This window comes from uncultured Nitrospira sp., from assembly GCA_902500695.1.
GTDB lineage: Bacteria > Nitrospirota > Nitrospiria > Nitrospirales > UBA8639 > Nitrospira_E.
This window is the reverse complement of sequence record CABVRQ010000012.1, coordinates 54,586-74,416: the sequence shown is the minus strand read 5'-3', so window position 1 is coordinate 74,416 and position 19,831 is coordinate 54,586. Positions and strand designations below refer to the sequence as shown.

Sequence of the window (19,831 nt, the reverse complement as noted above, 5' to 3'; positions counted from 1 at the left end):
CTACCGGAAGGCCCCTTTGCGATAGAGTCGCCAGAATGTCGTGAGGCCAGCCAAAATGGGATGCCGCCGTTGCGCTGGAGTTAATTCGATTTTCACCCCGGAATGCCGCTCGATTTTCCAGATGAGGTAGTCCGCCCCTCCCTGGAACGTAAAAGCGGCTTTCATCAGCCGCAAAATAGATAACACCTTCCCCTGCACTTTTCGAACAATCCAGGCGATTCGATTCTTGATGTAGTCCCACCTGGAATATTCCATTTCATACAGTATGAGGTCATTCCCCTGAATGACCTTGATCTTTGGAAAATGTGCTAGAAACGTCGCATGGGCGACCTGTTCATAATAGGCGTGGTTGCTGTCCCACAATGTGGCGATTCGGCCTTTTGATTCGGCACGTAACTCGGCGCTATAACTGAGGGCCAAACCAATATTCCATGCGTCTTTGGCAGAAAATTGTTGCGGCATTTGTGGAACGACATTCCCCAAAAATGTCAGGACCGCTCTTTCCAAGCCTGAAATAATCCGTTGACTCATCATGTAGCTGGGACAGGCCATCACGGCCGTCGGCTGCGCAAAGCGCCCCCAAAAGTATGAATGAAACCACTTTGAAGTCACACTTCGCTCAAAATCCCCTAACGAGAGCACGGCATACTTCATACGGACGATCCGCCCCTCCAGGTTCACTTCTCCATAGAACACATTCGGTGGGAGCCAACGATTGAGGAGGGCCAACCAAACGGATTGGTAGACCGAAGCATACTGATCCACAATGACATAACAATCGACTAATCCGTCTTGATCCGTTCCCGCCCGCAAGCAGGAGCCATACAATAAGATTCCTTGGACAGCCTTCCCGTATTTTTCAGCCAGGAAATTTCCCGCTGCTTCAATGGACACAGGAATGGGTCGAGCGCTCGGCTGGCTCACGACCTCGAGGACTGTTGGGGAACCGTCCATCACAGTTATTCGGTCTTTAACCGCACAAATGACAGCTCGCCAGGAGAATCCAGGGTTAAAGGCTCTTCAGGCATGGAAGACGCGTACACCTCACCATCCAAGACAAATCCGCTGTTAAACGCTAAACGAAGCTCTGAGAGGTTTTCACTGACATAGCCATGTTCAGTCGTGGCCAAAGGATGTGTCCTTCCACGAAACAATGTTGGCAAGACACGCCATAAATAGCGATATGGCACCCGAAGACTCGTATAGCGTAAAGGCCAGGATTGCTTGCCCCAAAACGGCTTCATCCCTAAAAACAAGCGATTCAAGGTGGTGACCAGCAAGACTAAATACTCATGCTGGAGAGATGCTGATTCTCCAGTTGCTACACGCACCGTGATTGGGTTCAATCCTTTTCTGGACCCGGTGGCCAGCGCCAATAAAAATTTCAGCAGAATCAGCCCGGCCCCCCATTCCCCTAACCGGCCTATCGACTGTTTGGTATCAAGGCCTAGTTGCGTGCCATGATAAATAGCCCCGGCCCCGAAAAACATCCCATGCAGCGGCTCTCGGCTTTCTGGAAATCGAATACGAAGAACTGGTCGTGTTTCAAAAGATAATCTCGGAATCATCGCTTTGGCTTGACCTAACAACTGTTCAAGCGTGTGTGGCTCAAATTTCCCTAAACCAACATCTCCCGCAATCAGATTGGCCGTCCCTGCGGGCAACACAGCCAACCGGGGCATGACGGCAAAAGGACGATGATGAAACAAAGCCCCCATGGTGGCTTGAATGGTCCCATCCCCTCCGTTGACGACCACACAATTCACCTGACGGTGGGCAAACGTCTTCAGAGCTTCGAGGATATCTGCAGGCGTGTTGACCTCAGCCCGCTGCATTTCGGGATATTTGATGAAAATTTCTTGAAAAAGGGCTGGCTTTCTCCTATTACGGCCACTCAGCGAATTATGAAGGATCCCCACACGCATCATAGACCTCGTGCGGCCGACCTCAAGCGACGGCAAAGATGGGATAGGAAGCATCTACATTGTGGAGTACTGGTAGATGTAAAAATATGTCATATCTACATGAAAGATCATTTGATGGTGACCGGAGGATTGGTAAACATTCTCACTGCCAGGGAATTTCGTTTATCGGGTTCGATCTCGGCCAACCACGAAGTGAGGGAACCCATAGTGGTTTTCCCCCAAACCCCCATAAGGAGTCTGGCCAAAAGAATCAGGGTTGAGCCAACTGTCCAAATCGCCACAGCCTCCAAGCCCAAATCAGGACGCCCCAAAAAAAGACTACCCGTCAGGAGGATAAGATTAGGATTCCGACGAGCCGTGATAAGCCTGAAATAGGAATCCAAGGGTTTCCAACAAAAGATGACAAATCCTCCCAACCACCATTGAAAAATTCCTTCAACCATACGTCCCAGAATATATCCGAGTAAAATAACCCCAAAAGTGATTTCCAGAGTCAACCAAGGAAGAAAAGGGGAAAATGCGGTGAGACCCACGCCCCAGGCTAAATACCAAAGAGGAGGATGGATTAAATCAATGCCATGATCAAAAATATTACCCCATTTACTGGAGGTCACCGTTACTCGGGCTAATTTCCCATCCACCGTATCAAGAAACGTCATCATCCATCCCAGGACGAGCCCCCAGAAAAACTGTCCGAAGGTAAACAATACTCCCGCCACAATGACCAGTAATAGGCTCAGCGATGTCACCTGATTAGGAGAAATCCCCCAACGCGCACAAAGCCGGGTGGCCCATTTGGCCGGAACAGGCCAAAGAAACTTCGTCACCAGATCAGTGACCCCTTTATATGACCCCGTAAATAAGTGTTCTTCCAGAGTCACCCGATTATCTTCACGAATGGGAAACACATAGGGGTGATCGGTTTTTCGCAATTCGTTTGAAAAAGACGTTGATAGATCTTGCAATGTCACAAATTGTAGGTTTGAAACATCTCTGGTGTCTTCTCGTTGTATCCCTTCACACGTTGCGGAAGCCAAAGTGGAATCCACATGAGCCACAACCGGGCGTAACCCACCTTGAGCCTGAACTTCCAGGACAACATTGGTTTGCTTCAAGAGGAAGGAGAATATTCGCGCATCAAATAAAAAATCTCCTCTAATAATAAGAAGCGAATGATCGGATGGAAGTTCGTTGATATTATTAATGAATGTTTCAACCCCCATTCGACTTAACATTCGTTGATAACGGGTATGGGAGGTCAAATTCCACAAACGGATATTCGGATCATTGATAATATATGCAGACACAGTCATTGAATTACCACGCCTTATTTCCCTTACGCATGAAAGAATAATAGAGTCGATCAACTACCCCATGAATTATTCGAGACAACCCTGCTTACGGCTCCAAACCGACCAATGGCTGCATGAGGAAGTCATTCCGACAAAGCCGTAAGCCTTATGCCTGAGATCCTGTGCAATATTGTTTATTCCAATTTCATGAGAATTCCCATGAGCCTCAGGCATACCCTACCGTCTCTTGGTATCTACCCACAAAAGGTGAAATTTTTTTTGATCATGCATGATCCCCGGGTCCACTTTCCACTACTTTTTAATTGAGGTAACGCCGCCACAAAACAACCGTGACAAGAGACAACATGAGGAAGGGAGCGGCCGTCGTGAAAAAAGGAGAGGCTCCAAGCAAAAGTCCAACATGTTTAGAAATTTCCGTCATCAAATGATAGGCCAGACCGACCAGGGACCCAATGAATACCCTCTTTCCTGCTGGAGACATTCGCAAGGGACCAAAGACAAACGGGATGGCCACTAAGATCATGAGACCGGTATTTAAGGGCATAAATATTTTGTCCCAAAAGCTTAACTCGTATCTCAGGAAATTTTGTTTTTTACGTTTTAAGAATTCCATGTATTGGTAGAGTTCCGAAGGGGCCAAAGTGGAAGAAGGAAGTGTCAATAACCGCACTTCATTCGGCTTAAGCGGAGAGTTCCATTCCAGGCTCGCCAACTGCTCCTGAGAAACATGATATCCATGAATGACCTGCTTTTTAATATTTTTCAGAGTCCACTTCTGAGGATTGACAATTTCTGCCTCTTGAGCATGCATATAGAAATCCAATTGTCCGTCATCATGGAATTCAAAAATATCAAGGCCTTGCGGACTCTCTCCGTAGCGAATCTGATGAATTCTGACGAAGCGGCTCCCCTCCCGAAACCAGAAACCCTGCTTTCCCTTATAGGCGCCTGTATCCGACAAGGCCATGGATCTCTTCAAATAGGCCTCCTGGTCCAGGGGAGGATTGACAACCTCTTCCAGAACCCCCACGAGTACCATAAAACATGCCCCAACCTTCATCACCGACCAGGCTATTTGATAGGGAGAAACTCCCCCCGCCTGCATCGCAATAAGTTCACAACCATTGGCAAGCCCCCCTAAGGCCATGATACTCCCCAATAAGGCGACAAACGGGGCCAAATACACCAATCGGCCTGGCATGGTCAGCAACAAATACTCACTTGCGCTCCAAAATGTATACCGGCCTTTCCCCACCTCATCCAGTTCTTCAACAAAAACAATTAAACTAAAAACCGCTAAAAAGATCGCCAGGATCGGAAGATATCCTTTTAGTAAACTACCCGCCAGATACCGATTAAGAGTTTTCATGTAAATATCGTGAAGCCCATTTACAGGGGTTCATCTCCTACCAGATATGAATCCCGATCATCTGAGAATATTGGAAGACCATGGACTCCAGCCGCTACGATAGGGACCTGGGGAAACGCGTGGGGGCCAGCCAATAGGCCAGTAAGGCTCCTAACCCAAGAATCGTCAACCAAAGACCGGGAATGATGGGGATGTTGCCTTGCTCCACCAGGGTCTTCACCATCAACTCGGTAAAGTAATAAATTGAAAAAATTACGGTGGCTGTGAAGGTTTTGGCGTATTTACCTTGTCTTGGAGAAGCACGACTCAAGGGCACCCCTAGCAGCCCCAGGAGAATAGTCGAAAAAGGTGCTATAAACCTCCATTGAAGTTCTGCGATATCCTTGCGAGAATCAGATGCGATTAAATTTTGTGTGGATTTCGCTTTGCGTCTATTTTCCTCTTCGAGCTCCTGAGGATAAATTGCTAACCGTGAAAAACCGGAAATGTGCTTGATCTCCCCCTCCCTTGTCAGTTTATATTCGAATCCATCAAAGAGAATTGGAATCGAGATACCACTTTGGGGATCAATCTGCTCTTGTGCGGTCTTTGCCGAAAAGACCTGCAAATTATCTCCGTTTTCACTTTGAACAAAGACCCTACTTAATTTTTGATGGTCTTGATCGATATCCTCTGCAAAAAACACCAGGGATCCATTTCGTCGTTCATAAAAATGCCCGGCATCTAAATTGCTCAAACGAAATCCAGCCTCTCCTTCAGCTTTTAATCGATAACTTTGCTCATAGGCCAATGGACGGAGATACAAAGAAAAGATGCTGACAATCACGCCCACAAAACAGGAAAGAACAAAAATCGCAAGAAGGATCCGATACGGATTGACACCACATGCCATAAACGCTTTCATTTCAGAGTCGGCAGACAAACGACCAAACCCCAAAATAACCCCGAAATACAATGAAATAGGGATAAGGACTTCAAGGGCAATCCCAACTTTTAACATGATTAACGTGAGAATCATATTCCCGGGCAACAACGTATTCATGCCTTTGGACAAAAAGGTGACCCAACTATATCCCGCAAACAACGCCACCAAAAGCCCACAGACGACAGCTGTGGGCTTCAGGACCTCTCGAACGAGGTATCTGACTAACATCGAACAGACCTCAACACAGCAATATCCAGTGAACATCTCATGATAGGAGATTTACCACGATGAAAGCCGTCATATTAAGTGCTGGACAAGGAAAACGGTTACTCCCGCATACAGCCGATAAACCCAAATGTACGGTTCCGGTCAATGGACAACCAATTGTGAAATGGCAAATTCAAGAACTTCTTCGCCTGGGAATTGATTCCATTCACATTGTGGTAGGATTTGGGGCTGAGAAAGTCGAAGCTCTTCTGGCTGACGATATCGCCTCCGGTTCTGTCCACACCATCTATAATCCATTTTTTGCCATGGCAGATAATTTGATGAGTTGTTGGGCGGCCCGAAACGACATGACTCAGGATTTTGTCTTAATAAATGGGGACACCCTATTTGAATCAGCGGTCCTAAAAGGTCTGCTGCAGGCCCCCTCTGCTCCCATTACCTTAGTGACTGATGAGAAAGTTCGTTACGATGCTGACGATATGAAAGTCATCGTGCATGGCACACAATTGGATCGAATTGGCAAAACCCTGCCAATCGAACACGTGAACGGAGAGTCCATCGGCATGATCCGATTTCAGGGCAATGGACCTAAAATCTTTCTTTCAACATTAGACCAACGAATTCGTAAACCGGAGGCGCTCAAGCAATGGTACTTATCACTCCTCGACGAATTAGCCCAACAGGGTCATGTGTCGACTTTTTGCATTAAGGGGTTGAATTGGGCCGAGATCGATAATCCATCCGACTTAGACCATGCTGAACGTTTGTTCAAAATTCATCCCTCGTGAAATGGAGCTCCATCGACTTTTTACTTTAAATGATTGTCGCGGAAGACGCCCATGCCAATCCCTCCGTGATTAGGCCGGAGCCACGCCCTTTTACATGTCTTCCTGTCGTTTGGCCAAGATTGCTTCGGCTAAGGCAAGATCCTCAGGAGTATCGACATCAATAGCCGCTTCGGGAAAAGGAAGCAGCACTTCTTGCACATGAAGATTGAGCTTCCGCCCAAGCCGATTCAAAGCTTCTGCAAGCGACAACCAACCAAGTATATAGCGGACCAGCGCCAGCCCCCCCAGGGTCCGAATCAGGCGAAGGGGATGCTTGCGCTCACGCTCAACCCGGCTCCAGAACTCCACCATTCGCTTAGCCTTTGGGGTACAGAGAACAAAAAGATTACACCCACAAAACCCTCCGCCCGTGAGGCGTGTGACCGTTCGCTTGGATTGAGGGTACGACGCCACAACTGAGGAATAGGGCACCAGCCCCACGGCCACATCCATCTGTTTTTCCTGCGCCGCATGGAGGAAATAATCAACCATCTCTGCCGTTAACAAGGCATGGTCCGCCGTCGTGACCAGGACAGGGAATTCTTGAGGATGTCTCTCTAAAAACCTCGCAACACTGAGACTCGGACCTTGTTGAGGTTCCACCCACTGGACCGCTCCTGACTCAATCAATGTCCCTAGAAACGGATTATCTTGGACCGTTTCCCATGAAGGCCCGCATAAAATTCTTTTCCCCACAGTGCGCGACTGGTCTAACGTCTGTAATACACGGGAAATCATAGGTTCCCCACCCACCTTTGCCAGGACCTTGGTTGATACCCCTGCCATCTGGGCAACAGGATCTCGGCCGGTTCGAGCACCAGCTAATATGAGGGCCGTCACAGGTTGGTGGTCAAGCTCCATACGGCTCCATGAAACAGATATCTGCAATCATTGAAGATGCTTCTCATAAATTCTATACGTCTTGTATGGTTCGGCGCCGAGAGATTCTAAAATGTGGCGCATGCGTTTATTCTCTTCCAAAATCCAGGACATTTCGACATGCTGAATTTGGTTTCGAAGCCCTGCCTCCCTCACCGCCTCAATTAAACCATAGGCCATCGCAGCACCCATCGGACTGGATTGAAATCGTTTACGCACTCCCATGAGGGCCACCCGACCCGACCGGGGATAGGACGCTTTCAACCGCCATAAGATTTTCAGCCAACCCCATGGAAACAGATGCCCATTCAGATCTCGAATGACCTCATGGATATTGGGAAAGGCAACCAACATCGCCGTTGGTTCTCCATCGATTTCAGCGATCTGGACAAAATCATCTTTAACCAATAGCTTAAGCTGCTGTCCGATCTCGGCAAATTCTGCATCGGTAAACGGAAGAAACCCCCAATTATCTGACCAGGCCTCTTCGTAAATATCCTTGATAATTGCTAAATCTTCCTTCAGATGCTTCCGCCGTAACGGACGAATGCGCATCGAGGTTTTCGCTTTTTTGAGAAACAGAGAAACTCCAGGGGGAAAACTAAAATGTATTCCAATACGATAGGCCAGAAGATCTTGGGCCTTTTTATAGGCATTTTGTTCAACACCATACGCGTAGTAAGGCCTGGCGTGGCCCATCATAATCATGGGCGGTGAATCAAATCCATCGACCAACAACCCACACTCCTGATTGATTGACAGATTAAACGGCCCCCGAACGTTCGTCATCCCCTGGGTCCGAAGCCAGGTTTCCGCAGTCTGGAATAGCGAGTGAAAGACGCTGGCCTCCTCCTCTGCTTCAAGCAAACCAAAAAACCCCGTCTGATCCTGATAACGGCTGAGATGCAGGTCATCAATCTGGGCGCAAATTCGACCAACGGGTTCCTGTCCGCGATAGGCCAGCCAACATTGCCAACGAGCATGCTGAAAGTAGGGATTTTTCCGGGAAAAGGTATGGAGCCGTTCGACCAATAAAGGCGGAATCCAATGAGGATCTGAGTGGTACAACTTCCAGGGAAGGCGAATAAACTCTTTGAGCCCGGCGCGGTCGGTGACCGGTTCAATACGAATCAAAACGCCTTTTCCCAACCATCTTGGCGCACCACTCTGCTATAGGGAGTGCGGACTCGTGAGGCAATGTGAGGGTCACTATGACGAATGTCCATGAGTCTCTTATGGCTTCTGTTCTGATAGTTGAGCCACCCAAGGATAGTGTGATCGTTCCTCATCCGCATAGCCAAGATTGGAAACAGTCTGACTGAACGGCACATCCTCAGCACTCCCATACCCACTACCGAAAATCCTGTCACACAACAGACTGGTGATCCCAAAGTTTCCTTGTTCGTTATGAAAATGATGCAGTAAATGATGTCGCTTGATCCTCCGTAAAAACTTGATCTTGGGATTCACGCGCAGGTGCTGCATGCAATGACAGAGTTCATACACCATAAAACACGCCAATCCTGTCGCAAAAGAAAGGGCCGCCCCTACCCAGCCTCCAACACTCATCCCAATAGGGAAGGTGGCCACAACAATCGTGGGCAGGGTGGTTGAGCCTGCCCCAAACAACACCCGCAAATCATTGGGATCCTGGTGGTGATCATAATGAATCCGTTTCCACAAGGCTGCGGTCCATGGCGACCGATACAGGTATCGCCCATGTAAAATAAACCGATGAACAGCATATTCCACGAAGGGATAGGCAAGCAGGGTCAGAACAATACTTCCTGCCACGCGAAATGGAGAAACCGGGAAATAGTGGGAAAGGACAACAGCACCGACGATACTACAGGCCAATAACACCGCATATATTTGAATACTCGGGTATAGGACGTACGCCCACATCAGATCGCGAAACGTCATGCGATCAAGGAGATACTTTTCACGATACCATTGACTGGTTAACACCACGAAACCTCCATCCCTTTCCTCATTTGCCTGTTGTCCTCAATCGACCCCACACCTTAATCTTCAGGATTAACCCCTGTGGCAATTATAGAAACCTTCGGAAGAAGCCACAAGAATAGACGACTGGAAACCAATACCTCCAATCAAAAAGCCTGAACGATTATAACGGAATCCATTGATTCCCTCACCAACGCCCAAAGCCCTCGTTCAATCCTTTACGGGTTCAATGCCTAACATTGCCACATGATAACGTTGGAACCCCTGGCACAAAACCCGTGTATATTTCGATGTGCCGCTCGGGATGCCAACATAGGCCAATGGGGACGGGAGAGACTCATTGCCTCATAGACACAAGAATAACTCTTTGGGTATAAGAGCAGGCTCATGAACACCACGATGAAAAAATTTGGGTATCCCAATTCCTGCCTCAAAGAATTTTCCCAGTGGGTCATTCTCCTACGCCCCCAACAGGTGACCCTTGGCTCACTGGTATTAATTTGTCGAGAGGAGGCCACAGCGTTTTCCCAAATTAGTGCCGATGCATTTACAGAACTGCCAGGGATCATACGTGAGATTGAGACAAGTGTCTCACGCACTTTTGGCTATAGCAAAATAAATTACCTCATGTTGATGATGGTTGACCCCGAGGTTCATTTTCATGTCATTCCCCGATATGACACGCCTCGATTATTTTCTCAACAGCAATTTCTTGACCCTGGATGGCCTGGGGCACCTCTCCTTAAGAATCCAAATGACACATCAGAAGAGGTGCACCAAGAAATTTTCAGCCACCTCAAAAGCAACTGGATTCATGGAATTTAAATTTAGCCAAAAGTACTTAAATGCCAGAATCTGCCTGTTGCAAAATAGACTCAAATTGCGGTTTTTTTGCTACAACCTAAACCGAATAGGAACATTTACTTTCGCTTTTCCTTCGTTCTTAGTCATTAATAAATAAATTGTCATGGCATTATAATTGCTTACTTAATTAAATGCTTTTTAGCAAACCATTTGGAATAATACTGCCTTTAATCATTGAGATAGAATGAACGCTACACCAACTCAGCACCAACTCAGACTTAAACATGGGAACTTCTCCACCCTTTCAGAGGCCCTTGATTATGCGGCTTCAGGAGAAACCGGCTGTAATTTTTACTCAGGGAGAGGCAAGCTCACCCACGTTCTGACATATGCCGGCCTTCAACAACAAGCACAAAATTTAGCCAGAAGACTGAACGGATTAGAACTAGCACGTGGCGCTCGGGTGGCCCTCATTGCTGATACCACCCCAGATTTCATTCGATTCTTTTTCGCCTGTCAGTACGCCGGGCTGGTTCCGGTTCCTCTCCCTATTTCACTGCATTTAGGGGGACATCAGGCATACGTCACCCAACTTAAACGGCTGCTCGAGAGCTGCCAAGCCTCTATCGCTATGGCACCTGAAGGCTTTTTGCCATTTTTAGAGGAAGCAGCAGCCGAGATGGACCTGGTCCTCATTGGAGGTCCGGAAACATTCGCCTCATTGGAAGAAAATCATGGTCCCCTCAGCCCACTGGAGCCACAAGAACTTGCCTATATTCAATACACCTCTGGTAGCACACGTTGGCCTAGAGGTGTCGAAGTCACTCAAGCGGCCGTGATGACGAATCTTTCCGGAATCATTCAGCATGGCTTACAAGTTCAGCCTGGTGACCGTTGTGTCTCTTGGCTTCCCTTCTACCATGATATGGGATTAGTAGGATTCGTTCTTGGTCCAATTGCTTCACAGCTTTCGGTTGATTATTTGAGCACACGCGATTTTGCCATGCGCCCACGTCAGTGGCTAGAATTAATGACGAAGAGTCGGGCAACAATTTCATTCAGCCCTTCCTTTGGATACGAGCTCTGCGTGCGAAGACTTGGGGAAGATTTCAATGAACAGTATGATCTCAGCTCTTGGCGAATCGCTGGTGCTGGAGCAGAAACAATTCGTGCCGATAGTCTCTCCCGTTTTGCCAAAACCCTGAAGGCCAGCGGGTTTAAACCTGAAGCGTTTTTGGCCTGCTATGGGATGGCTGAATGTTCTTTGGCAATTAGTTTTGCTCCCTTAAACAAAGGGCTTGAGGTTGACAGGGTTGACGGAGATCAGCTCTCGAATAACAGGCTAGCCATCCCTTTTGCCCCATTCTCGACTGATGACAACCAGGCTCGATGCAGCAAGTTTGTGAATTGCGGAGTCCCTCTTCCTGGATATGAAGTCCAAATACGTAATATGAACGGTGATGTCCTCGATGAGCGAGAAAGTGGAGTAATTTTTGTGCGTGGGGCAAGCACCATGACCGGATATTTTAATGATCCGATCATGACTGAAGAGGTCCTTTCCCCCGATGGTTGGCTCAATACGGGCGACATCGGCTATTGGGTCAAAAACAGTCTCGTCATTATTGGCCGGTCCAAAGATATGATTATCATTAATGGACGGAATATCTGGCCTCAAGACTTAGAATTCATGGCAGAACAACAGGCAGAAGTCCGACCTGGTGATTCATCCGCTTTTTCCGTTTCCTCCCCTGACGGCCACGAGATCGCCATCATGGTTGTGCAATGCCGTGAAATGGATACTCAAAAACGGGAGGACTTGGTTCAGCGCCTACGATCCTTAGTTCACAAGGAGTTGTCTATTCCCTGCTATATTGAGCTCATTCCTCCAAGGACACTTCCGCGTACATCATCTGGAAAACTTTCCCGATCTCGTGCCAAAGCGGACTTCCTCACTCGTATTCAGTGGGAAGAGGTCACTCCAATGCTGTCAACCATAGCCAGGTCTGCTTAAGACCGGACTATCCTTTCCTCACGTCCTCTACTATGGGTACTACCGTTGCCCTAACAGGGGCTGCCGGTTTCATTGGAGGAGTCATCGCGCAGCATTTAAAGGAAGCCGGATGGCATGTGCGTGGCTTGGCTCGCTCTCCACGCCAAGCTCAAAAGCTCGAAAACCTGGGAATAGAACCGGTCCAATGCCAATTGGAAGATCCTGCCAGTCTTTTAGCCCTGGTCAAAGACTCGTTTGCTGTCATTCACTGCGCAGGTGCGATCCGCGGAATTAGCCGAGAGGACTTCTATCCGACCAATGTGACGGGAGTCTCTAATATCATTCAAGCCTGTCTCGCGCATTCCCCTCTCCCACGATTCGTTCTTCTCTCATCTCTCGCCGCTCGTGAGCCATCACTCTCACCCTATGCCTGGAGCAAATATGAAGGTGAAGCAGTGTTAACCCGTGAGGCGGGGGCACTGAACTGGAGTATCTTTCGTCCACCTGCCGTCTATGGACCGCAAGACCGTGCGCTGCTTCCACTTTTTACCATGTTACGCAAAGGAATTGGGATTCAACTTGGTCCTTCCCAGGCCAAATTTTCCTTGATTCATGTCGATGATCTCGCCAACGCTATTCTTCATTGGCTAAAAAGCGGGGACCCACCTTCTCAAACTTTTGAGATTGATGATGGCTTCCCTGGGGGATATTCCTGGGAGGATGTCTTTCGTATTTCCAATCCTCGCCTCCACCTGTGCTTGCGTATTCCACCAAGCCTCCTAAAAATTGGAGGGAAAAGTAACGAAGTATTCTCCCACCTCTTGAGATATACTCCTCTTTTCACCAGAGGGAAGGTTGCTGAACTCCTACACCTCAATTGGGTCTGTGACAATACTCACGTGACTCAGACCCTCGGCTGGACTCCTCAAATCTCACTCAAAGAAGGCTTGCGTCGATTGTTCACATCGGATAGTCTCATGCCATCCCATAGGGATTAGTACAGATCCGTCCTCCTCCCTCATCAAGAAGGCTATTATGATAAGTTATGCTGACATTCTCCCTCAACTGTTCGACACCCTTAAGCCTTTTACCAAAGAGAACTTTCGGTTAAAAGAACAAACAGAGCTGGTTGCCGAGTTGGGATTAGATTCCTTGCAGGTCATGCAAGTTCTCTTGAAAATCGAGGATCACTTTGATATTTCCATCCCTCTGAATAATCTTCCCAAAATCCGAACAGTGAAGGACCTAGGCGAAGAGATTGAGAAATTGCTGAAAGGGTAATCATGTCATTATTCGACAAATTTCTTCCTATTCAAGAAGCCAGAAATGAGTTGCTAAAAAGTGGAGTCAACCCGTTTCATGTCACTGTCGACAAGATCCTTTCACCAACAGAAGCCATTATCAACGGCCGAACGACTATTCTGGTTGGTACCAATAACTACTTAGGCTTAACCTTTCACCCTGACGCCATTCTGGCCGGTCAACAGGCTCTTGCCCAGGAAGGGACCGGCACAACGGGATCGAGGATGGCGAATGGATCTTTTGCGAGCCACAGGGATCTGGAGAAAGCCATCGCGGAATTCTATGGTGCGCCTTATGCGATCGTTTTTTCCACGGGATACCAAGCCAATCTTGGCGTCCTTTCTGCTCTTGCAGGCGCTGGGGATACCATATTAATGGATGGGGACTCTCATGCCAGCATTTATGATGGATGCAGGCTTGGAGGCGCAGAGATCATCCGGTTTAAGCACAATGACGTGGCAGACTTAGAAAAACGTCTCCGTCGATTGGGGGAGAGAAGTCATCGGACCTTAATTGTCGTCGAGGGCATTTATAGCATGCTGGGAGATCGAGCTCCTCTGGCCGAGATCGTCGAAGTGAAGAAAAAATATGGGGCCACCCTCATCGTTGACGAAGCCCATTCGTTGGGCATACTCGGCCAACATGGACGGGGCTTGGCCGAGGAAACAGGCGTCGAACAGGACGTCGATTGCATCGTCGGAACATTCAGCAAAAGCTTGGGCTCGACTGGCGGATTCGGTATAAGCTCTCATCCAGAGTTCGAGTTAATCCGCTATGCCAGTCGTCCCTATATTTTTACGGCCTCCCCATGTCCATCTGTTGTCGCTTCCACACGGGCAACCATCCGGATTATCCAGACTCACCCCGAACTTCGCCAACAGCTATGGACGAATTCACAGCAATTGTATGAGGGATTAATAAAGAGCGGGTATACGCTAGGGGCAGAGGTCGGACCGATTATTGCCGCGATGATCCCTACCAGAGAATTGGCTCTTGCTATGTGGCAACAACTCTTGGAAAATGGCATTTATGTCAACCTCATGATTCCTCCTGCCACTCCAAACGGCGAATGCCTCCTTCGATTAAGTGTCAGTGCAGCTCATACAAAGAAACAAATTGAAAAAATTATTTCTGCATTTGCAGAGTTGCCTCATATCACTCAAACCCACACCAACCCTGCTCAGGTGCAACCGGATGCAATCCTCAATTAAAAAATGTTCGCGCTTCGATCACATGTCGAAATAACCACCCTAACCTATTTCCAAACCTCCCATGACACGCCACCGCTCTAGACCAAACGGCATTAGGGCAATTCCCGAAAAAATAACCTTGGAAGCCAGAGAAGGAAATACCTCCTCTGGGAAATCTCCGGTCAGAATTTTTATTGGAAGTGAACCAGCCCAATACAGGGCTGAACGCATCCTCGTGTGGTCCATTGAACAGGTTCGTGATCCAGGTCGAGTGTACGAAATTTTTCTCATGAAGGAATTATCAGGATTTGACAGACGGAAATGGCTGACAGGGTTTACGAATTATCGATTTGCGATTCCATCATTTGCGGGCCAGGTCGGACGGGCGATTTACAACGATGTGGATCAAATCTACCTGGCAGACCCTGGGGAATTATTCGACCACGATTTAAACGATCATGGCTTTCTCTCTATTGCTCAAAATGATTCCTCGGTCATGCTGATGGATTGCACCAAATTGGCAAAGGTCTGGTCGCTGAACGCAGCCAAATTTGAGAGAAAAAATGCACTCCTCGAACGCGCCTTAAACGTACCCAACCTCTGGGGGCAACTGGAACCCGAATGGAATGCCCGCGATGAAGAATATCGAACAGGACGATCCAAAGTCCTCCATTTTACCGCTCTTCATACGCAACCCTGGCAGCCTTTCCCCGAGGAATTTGTTTATCAGAAAAGCTCGGTTGGAGATGTGTGGTTTAACTTGGAATACAGCGCCAATCAACAAGGGTTCCTTACCTTCACCCAATCCAATCCATCCTCACTATTTACCAAATTCGCGACTCAAGCAAGCGAAATCCAGGCCAACGTCCCTAGCCAGGATACCGAGACCGTGCCCGAGATTGAAGAAGCGATCCACATTCTCAAGCCCAAAACTCTTCTCTATTGTCATCTCGGGGAACGTGTTCACTGTCTTCCAGAACATCTGAGGTCCGGCGACCTTTCTCCATTAGGCATGACTCCCTTTGACCTTTGTCATCAAGACCCTGGGGCTCTAGAATTTCAAAAATTCGACATTGTCCTTGCACCCAAAGGGCTGCAACTCATTCCTGAAGACGATGTTCCATGGGTCATTGAATCCCTATTTCATCGTGCAACCGGTATGGTCTATGTGGGAATAGAAAGCACTTCTCCACTCCAATCCTTCACGGCTGGCCCTCTCCAATCACATTTAAAGCGAGATTTCAACTGGTGGATCAGTCATATCGACTCAATCAGTGCCCGCTATCCGGCTATTCACTGGAAAGTCGTGTTCCACACACACTCCTCCAAGGGAATTCCACAGAGTCACATCCGTTGTGGAGGCAATTGGATTGGGACTCTTCCACGAATATGGATACTCTCAGACGGCAAAGCTGGACATACCACCCAATCAGAATTACTCGCGAAATCGTTGGGGTGGCCTTATGATATTAAACAGTTACGATTCTACGGATGGCATAAAATTCAAAAACTCCTGTGGGGGTTGGTCCCCCCAAATATCATAGGGTTGGATCAACGTCACTCTTCCCCCCTCCAAGCCCCTTGGCCTGACGTCGTGATCTCGACGGGATGGCGACCCGCACCAATTGCCAGATGGATTCGTGACCAGAGCCAGGGAAGAACACGAATCATTCAATTAGGTCGCAAAGGAGGAGGTCCTGCTGATTTATTTGATGTCGTGATTACACCAACCTATTATGGATTTTCGCCGCATCCGAACCGGATTGAGACACTCGCCCCGTTGAACGGATTGACCCAAGAAGACTTGGAGACTGTCAGCCAACGTTGGCCGGACCTGTTTGGCAACGCTCCCCATCCTCGCATCGTCTTTGTTGTGGGAGGTTCCACTGCACGGTTCAAATTTACCCCAGATATGGCTCGCATGATTGGCAACCAACTCAAAGACTTAGCCGAAACATGCCATGGGAAGATTTTTGCTGTCACATCTCCCAGAACGGGTAAGGATCTGAGCCAAGCTCTTGAAGAAACTCTGACTCCTGACCATGTTGTTCACACATGGCAACCGAACCAATCTGACAATCCGTATTTCGCCTATTTAGCTGGCGCAGACGTGCTTATTGTCACAGGAGAAAGCGAATCGATGTTGGCCGAAGCCGCGTCCCTGGGCAAGCCAGTCTATATCGTCCCACTTCCTGAACATTCCCCCACGTGGGGGGTGCGCCTCAGTGAAAAGATTGTACAACGTGCGCACTTCCAACCCCTAAACAAACGGGGAACCGCCCGTCCACAACAAGGGATTGAACGGCTTTGCGCCCGCCTGATTCGTTCGGGGTTGATTCAGCCTCGTCGAAATCTCACCATGTTGCATGATTCCCTTTTCAAAAATGGAGTGGCTCGACCATTTGGCGAACCCATCGAAAACGGGAAGCGCCCACAATTAAACGAAACCGGGGACGTCGCCAAAAAAGTCAAAAAGGCCTTGGGGTTTTTTGATCAGTCCTGAAAATCTACGGAAATTTCAATCTCACGCATGCCAAAACCCCACCAAAAGCTAACTATCCCCGTTGAAGTCTTTAACAGGGAATTTGACGCCAAAGTTTTGCTTTCCTGCTTCGCCGCAGAACGGGGATTTTCCGTCATTATTGGCGAGAAGCATGAAATTCAACTCAATCTGGCCTCTTTACCCAGATCCATCTACCTCCCCACAAACCTTCATAACCGGAATGCTATTGTCTTCTCCCTTCTGGCTCAATTGGGGCACGCGCTGGTGGGAACGGACGAGGAGGCGATTGTGTACTGTTCTCCGGAAGTGTATGTGAAAGAAAAATTGGGCTCGACAGAATTTTCCCGACCAAATTTCTTTTTAGCATGGGGACCAGAAAATGCCAGAATCTGGAAGTCACAGCCCCAATACAACGGAATGCCCATCCATATAACCGGAAATTCCCGTGTGGATTTATTACGGCCCGAACTGCGCCAATATTGGAATCCGGAAGTCGAAAGCATCCATGAAAAATTCGGAAAGATCATCCTGATCAATACCAATTTCGGTAAACTGAACCACTTTAGGCCTAACAAGGGGGCTGAAAAGGAGGCACTTGAACGAGCGACAGTCTCACCCTTGGACGTGGACGAATTTGAACTTGGAATGGCCCGGCACCGCCTGACGCTATTCCAGCATTTCCAGGACATGGTAGGCCGAATGGCCGCAGCCTTTCCCGCACACACCATATTGATCCGTCCCCATCCCTCTGAAAACCATGAGACATGGAGACAGGCTGCGAAAGGGTATCCAAATGTCCAGGTTCATATAGAAGGGCATGTCATTCCCTGGTTATTGGCGGCCGATGCCATTATTCATAATAGTTGCACCACCGGCTTGGAAGGGTATCTCCTGAAACGTCCCGTTTTTTCCTATCAGCCGATCATGTCCGACCGTTTTGACAAAAAACTTCCAAATGCCGTTAGCCGCCGGGCAACATCCACTCCGGAATTAATTGAACTCGTCAAAGCAAGCCTTTCAGGTGTCCAGTCTGCACAGGAACATGACTCTGAAGCCAAAACCCGTTTAATTGAACAATATCTCGCGGCCCTCCATGGGCCTTTTGCCTCAGAAAACATCGTGAATACGCTCGAAACATTCGACACCACCTTTTCACCCTCGACGCTGAAATTGGGCACACTATTAGCCGCAAAATCCCAGGCGCTCGTCAGAAAATTACGACGGCGGTTCAACGCTCAATTTCGCATGGGTGATCAAAACCGATCGCAACGCTACAATTACCTGAACCACATTTTCCCTGAAATCAACCAGGCGCATATCGAAGACCGCATCAAGCGATTGCAACATGCCTTAGGAAGGTTTCATCACACACAAGTCAGGCCCCTGCAAGACAATATTTTTGAAATATTCCCCAACTAACTACTCAGGAAAGAAGAATGCCTACAACCGCAATGATGCGGAGCATGAATGTGCATCCATATACCGAGTTTCTTGAACATTCTTAGGAGGATACATGTATAACGTAAAAATTTTTGGAGCGGGGTCAATCGGTAACCATTTGGCTCATGCATCCCGCTCCCTGGGTTGGAACGTCACGATATGCGATGTGGACCAAGCGGCTTTGGATCGAACAAAACAGACCATTTATCCAACTCGTTATGGAAAATGGGACGAGGCCATCAAACTTTCCCTGGTCAAAAACGCCCCGAGAGGAGGGTTTGATCTCGTTGTCGTTGGGACTCCGCCAGATTCCCACCTTCCCCTGGCCCTCGCGGCTCTTGAGGAAAAGCCCAAAGCCATTCTTGTGGAAAAACCTCTCTGCCCCCCGAACTTGGACCAGGCCCAAAAATTATACAATATGGTAACCGAGACCGGCACATTCGCATTCGTCGGATATGACCACGTCGTGGGAAAGGCCGCGCAGGAAACACTTCAAGCCGGTCGCCAATTATCGACCATTGAAACCGTTGACGTGGAATTCCGTGAACATTGGGGCGGCATCTTCGCGGCCCATTCATGGTTACAGGGTCCACAGGACAGTTATCTGGGGTTTTGGAAACGGGGGGGAGGTGCCAGCGGGGAACATTCCCACGCGATTAACCTTTGGCAATTTTTGAGTGGAGGTCTGGGAAAAGGCCGCATCACCGAAGTATCCGCGACACTGGATTATGTCCAGACAGATATGGTGGAGTACGACAAACTCTGCCTGCTTACCCTGAGGACTGAAGAAGGGCTAATCGGAAGGGTGGTGCAAGACGTCATTACCTCGCCTTCCAGAAAATGGGCAAGGATTCAAGGAAATGACGGTTTCGCGGAACTCACGATCGGGCACCAACCAGGGCTCGACAGAGTCGATTGGAAAACCGGTGGCGGTGACATCCAATTCAGCACCATTCAAAAAACGCGGCCAGATGATTTCATCTGGGAATTACAGCATATCGAGGCCGTGATGACAGGCAAAACAAAAGATTCCGTCCTTTCACTGGAGCGAGGCCTGGAAACCATGCTGGTGGTCGCCGCCGCACATCTCTCGTCAGACAAGAAACGAACTGTGCGCATCGATTACGAGAAGGGCTATACACCACAGGCACTAGAAGTGCTGTAGATCTTC

Annotated in this window: 17 protein-coding genes; 9 read left to right on the top strand and 8 right to left on the bottom strand. The window is 48.5% G+C overall.

Annotated features, from left to right (window positions below):
• The 5 genes from AAH187_RS05060 to lptF all read right to left on the bottom strand — a co-directional run bounded on the left by AAH187_RS05060 (position 1) and on the right by lptF (position 5,760).
• On the bottom strand, positions 1-954 hold the full coding sequence (locus tag AAH187_RS05060; RefSeq protein ID WP_342347348.1) for a hypothetical protein: 954 nt from the start codon (positions 952-954) through the stop codon (positions 1-3).
• Between the two features lie 5 nt (positions 955-959).
• A complete protein-coding gene (locus AAH187_RS05055; protein ID WP_342347347.1) occupies positions 960-1,928 on the bottom strand; it encodes an acylglycerol kinase family protein in 969 nt (322 codons plus the stop codon).
• A gap of 104 nt (positions 1,929-2,032) precedes the next feature.
• A complete protein-coding gene (locus AAH187_RS05050; RefSeq protein ID WP_342347346.1) occupies positions 2,033-3,238 on the bottom strand; it encodes a CDP-alcohol phosphatidyltransferase family protein in 1,206 nt (401 codons plus the stop codon).
• A gap of 298 nt (positions 3,239-3,536) precedes the next feature.
• Positions 3,537-4,607, bottom strand: a complete 1,071-nt coding sequence (gene lptG / locus AAH187_RS05045; RefSeq protein WP_342347345.1) for an LPS export ABC transporter permease LptG — start codon at positions 4,605-4,607, stop codon at positions 3,537-3,539.
• Positions 4,608-4,701: 94 nt separating this feature from the next.
• Positions 4,702-5,760 (bottom strand): LPS export ABC transporter permease LptF, encoded by a 1,059-nt coding sequence (lptF, locus tag AAH187_RS05040; protein ID WP_342347344.1) that lies wholly within the window; start codon positions 5,758-5,760, stop codon positions 4,702-4,704.
• A 59-nt stretch (positions 5,761-5,819) separates the two neighbouring features.
• Here lptF and AAH187_RS05035 point away from each other — a divergent pair, with 59 nt between their 5' ends.
• The gene (locus tag AAH187_RS05035; RefSeq protein ID WP_342347343.1) at positions 5,820-6,548 is read left to right on the top strand and encodes a phosphocholine cytidylyltransferase family protein; all 729 of its coding nucleotides are present in this window, start codon (positions 5,820-5,822) and stop codon (positions 6,546-6,548) included.
• Between the two features lie 90 nt (positions 6,549-6,638).
• On the opposite strand, the gene AAH187_RS05030 is transcribed toward AAH187_RS05035, so the two are convergent.
• The 3 genes from AAH187_RS05030 to AAH187_RS05020 all read right to left on the bottom strand — a co-directional run bounded on the left by AAH187_RS05030 (position 6,639) and on the right by AAH187_RS05020 (position 9,437).
• Complete coding sequence (locus tag AAH187_RS05030) at positions 6,639-7,448, bottom strand: NTP transferase domain-containing protein (protein ID WP_342347342.1); 810 nt, start codon at positions 7,446-7,448, stop codon at positions 6,639-6,641.
• Positions 7,449-7,475: 27 nt separating this feature from the next.
• Positions 7,476-8,600, bottom strand: coding sequence for a hypothetical protein (locus AAH187_RS05025; RefSeq protein ID WP_342347341.1), 1,125 nt, complete (start codon positions 8,598-8,600; stop codon positions 7,476-7,478).
• 99 nt (positions 8,601-8,699) lie between these two features.
• Positions 8,700-9,437, bottom strand: a complete 738-nt coding sequence (locus AAH187_RS05020) for a sterol desaturase family protein (protein WP_342347340.1) — start codon at positions 9,435-9,437, stop codon at positions 8,700-8,702.
• 381 nt (positions 9,438-9,818) lie between these two features.
• Here AAH187_RS05020 and AAH187_RS05015 point away from each other — a divergent pair, with 381 nt between their 5' ends.
• The 8 genes from AAH187_RS05015 (at position 9,819) to AAH187_RS04980 (ending at position 19,825) form a co-directional block, all read left to right on the top strand.
• Positions 9,819-10,256 carry a hypothetical protein gene (locus AAH187_RS05015; RefSeq protein ID WP_342347339.1) on the top strand — a complete coding sequence of 146 codons (438 nt, stop codon included), beginning with the start codon at positions 9,819-9,821 and terminating at the stop codon, positions 10,254-10,256.
• A gap of 223 nt (positions 10,257-10,479) precedes the next feature.
• Complete coding sequence (locus AAH187_RS05010; protein WP_342347338.1) at positions 10,480-12,246, top strand: fatty acyl-AMP ligase; 1,767 nt, start codon at positions 10,480-10,482, stop codon at positions 12,244-12,246.
• Between the two features lie 32 nt (positions 12,247-12,278).
• Complete coding sequence (locus AAH187_RS05005) at positions 12,279-13,223, top strand: NAD(P)-dependent oxidoreductase (protein ID WP_342347337.1); 945 nt, start codon at positions 12,279-12,281, stop codon at positions 13,221-13,223.
• Between the two features lie 37 nt (positions 13,224-13,260).
• Positions 13,261-13,506, top strand: a complete 246-nt coding sequence (locus tag AAH187_RS05000) for an acyl carrier protein (protein ID WP_342347336.1) — start codon at positions 13,261-13,263, stop codon at positions 13,504-13,506.
• A 2-nt stretch (positions 13,507-13,508) separates the two neighbouring features.
• The gene (locus AAH187_RS04995) at positions 13,509-14,738 is read left to right on the top strand and encodes an aminotransferase class I/II-fold pyridoxal phosphate-dependent enzyme (protein ID WP_342347335.1); all 1,230 of its coding nucleotides are present in this window, start codon (positions 13,509-13,511) and stop codon (positions 14,736-14,738) included.
• Positions 14,739-14,856: 118 nt separating this feature from the next.
• A complete protein-coding gene (locus tag AAH187_RS04990) occupies positions 14,857-17,220 on the top strand; it encodes an ELM1/GtrOC1 family putative glycosyltransferase (protein WP_342347334.1) in 2,364 nt (787 codons plus the stop codon).
• Between the two features lie 27 nt (positions 17,221-17,247).
• On the top strand, positions 17,248-18,639 hold the full coding sequence (locus tag AAH187_RS04985) for a surface carbohydrate biosynthesis protein (protein ID WP_342347333.1): 1,392 nt from the start codon (positions 17,248-17,250) through the stop codon (positions 18,637-18,639).
• 94 nt (positions 18,640-18,733) lie between these two features.
• Complete coding sequence (locus AAH187_RS04980; protein ID WP_342347332.1) at positions 18,734-19,825, top strand: Gfo/Idh/MocA family oxidoreductase; 1,092 nt, start codon at positions 18,734-18,736, stop codon at positions 19,823-19,825.
• Positions 19,826-19,831 lie beyond the last annotated feature (6 nt).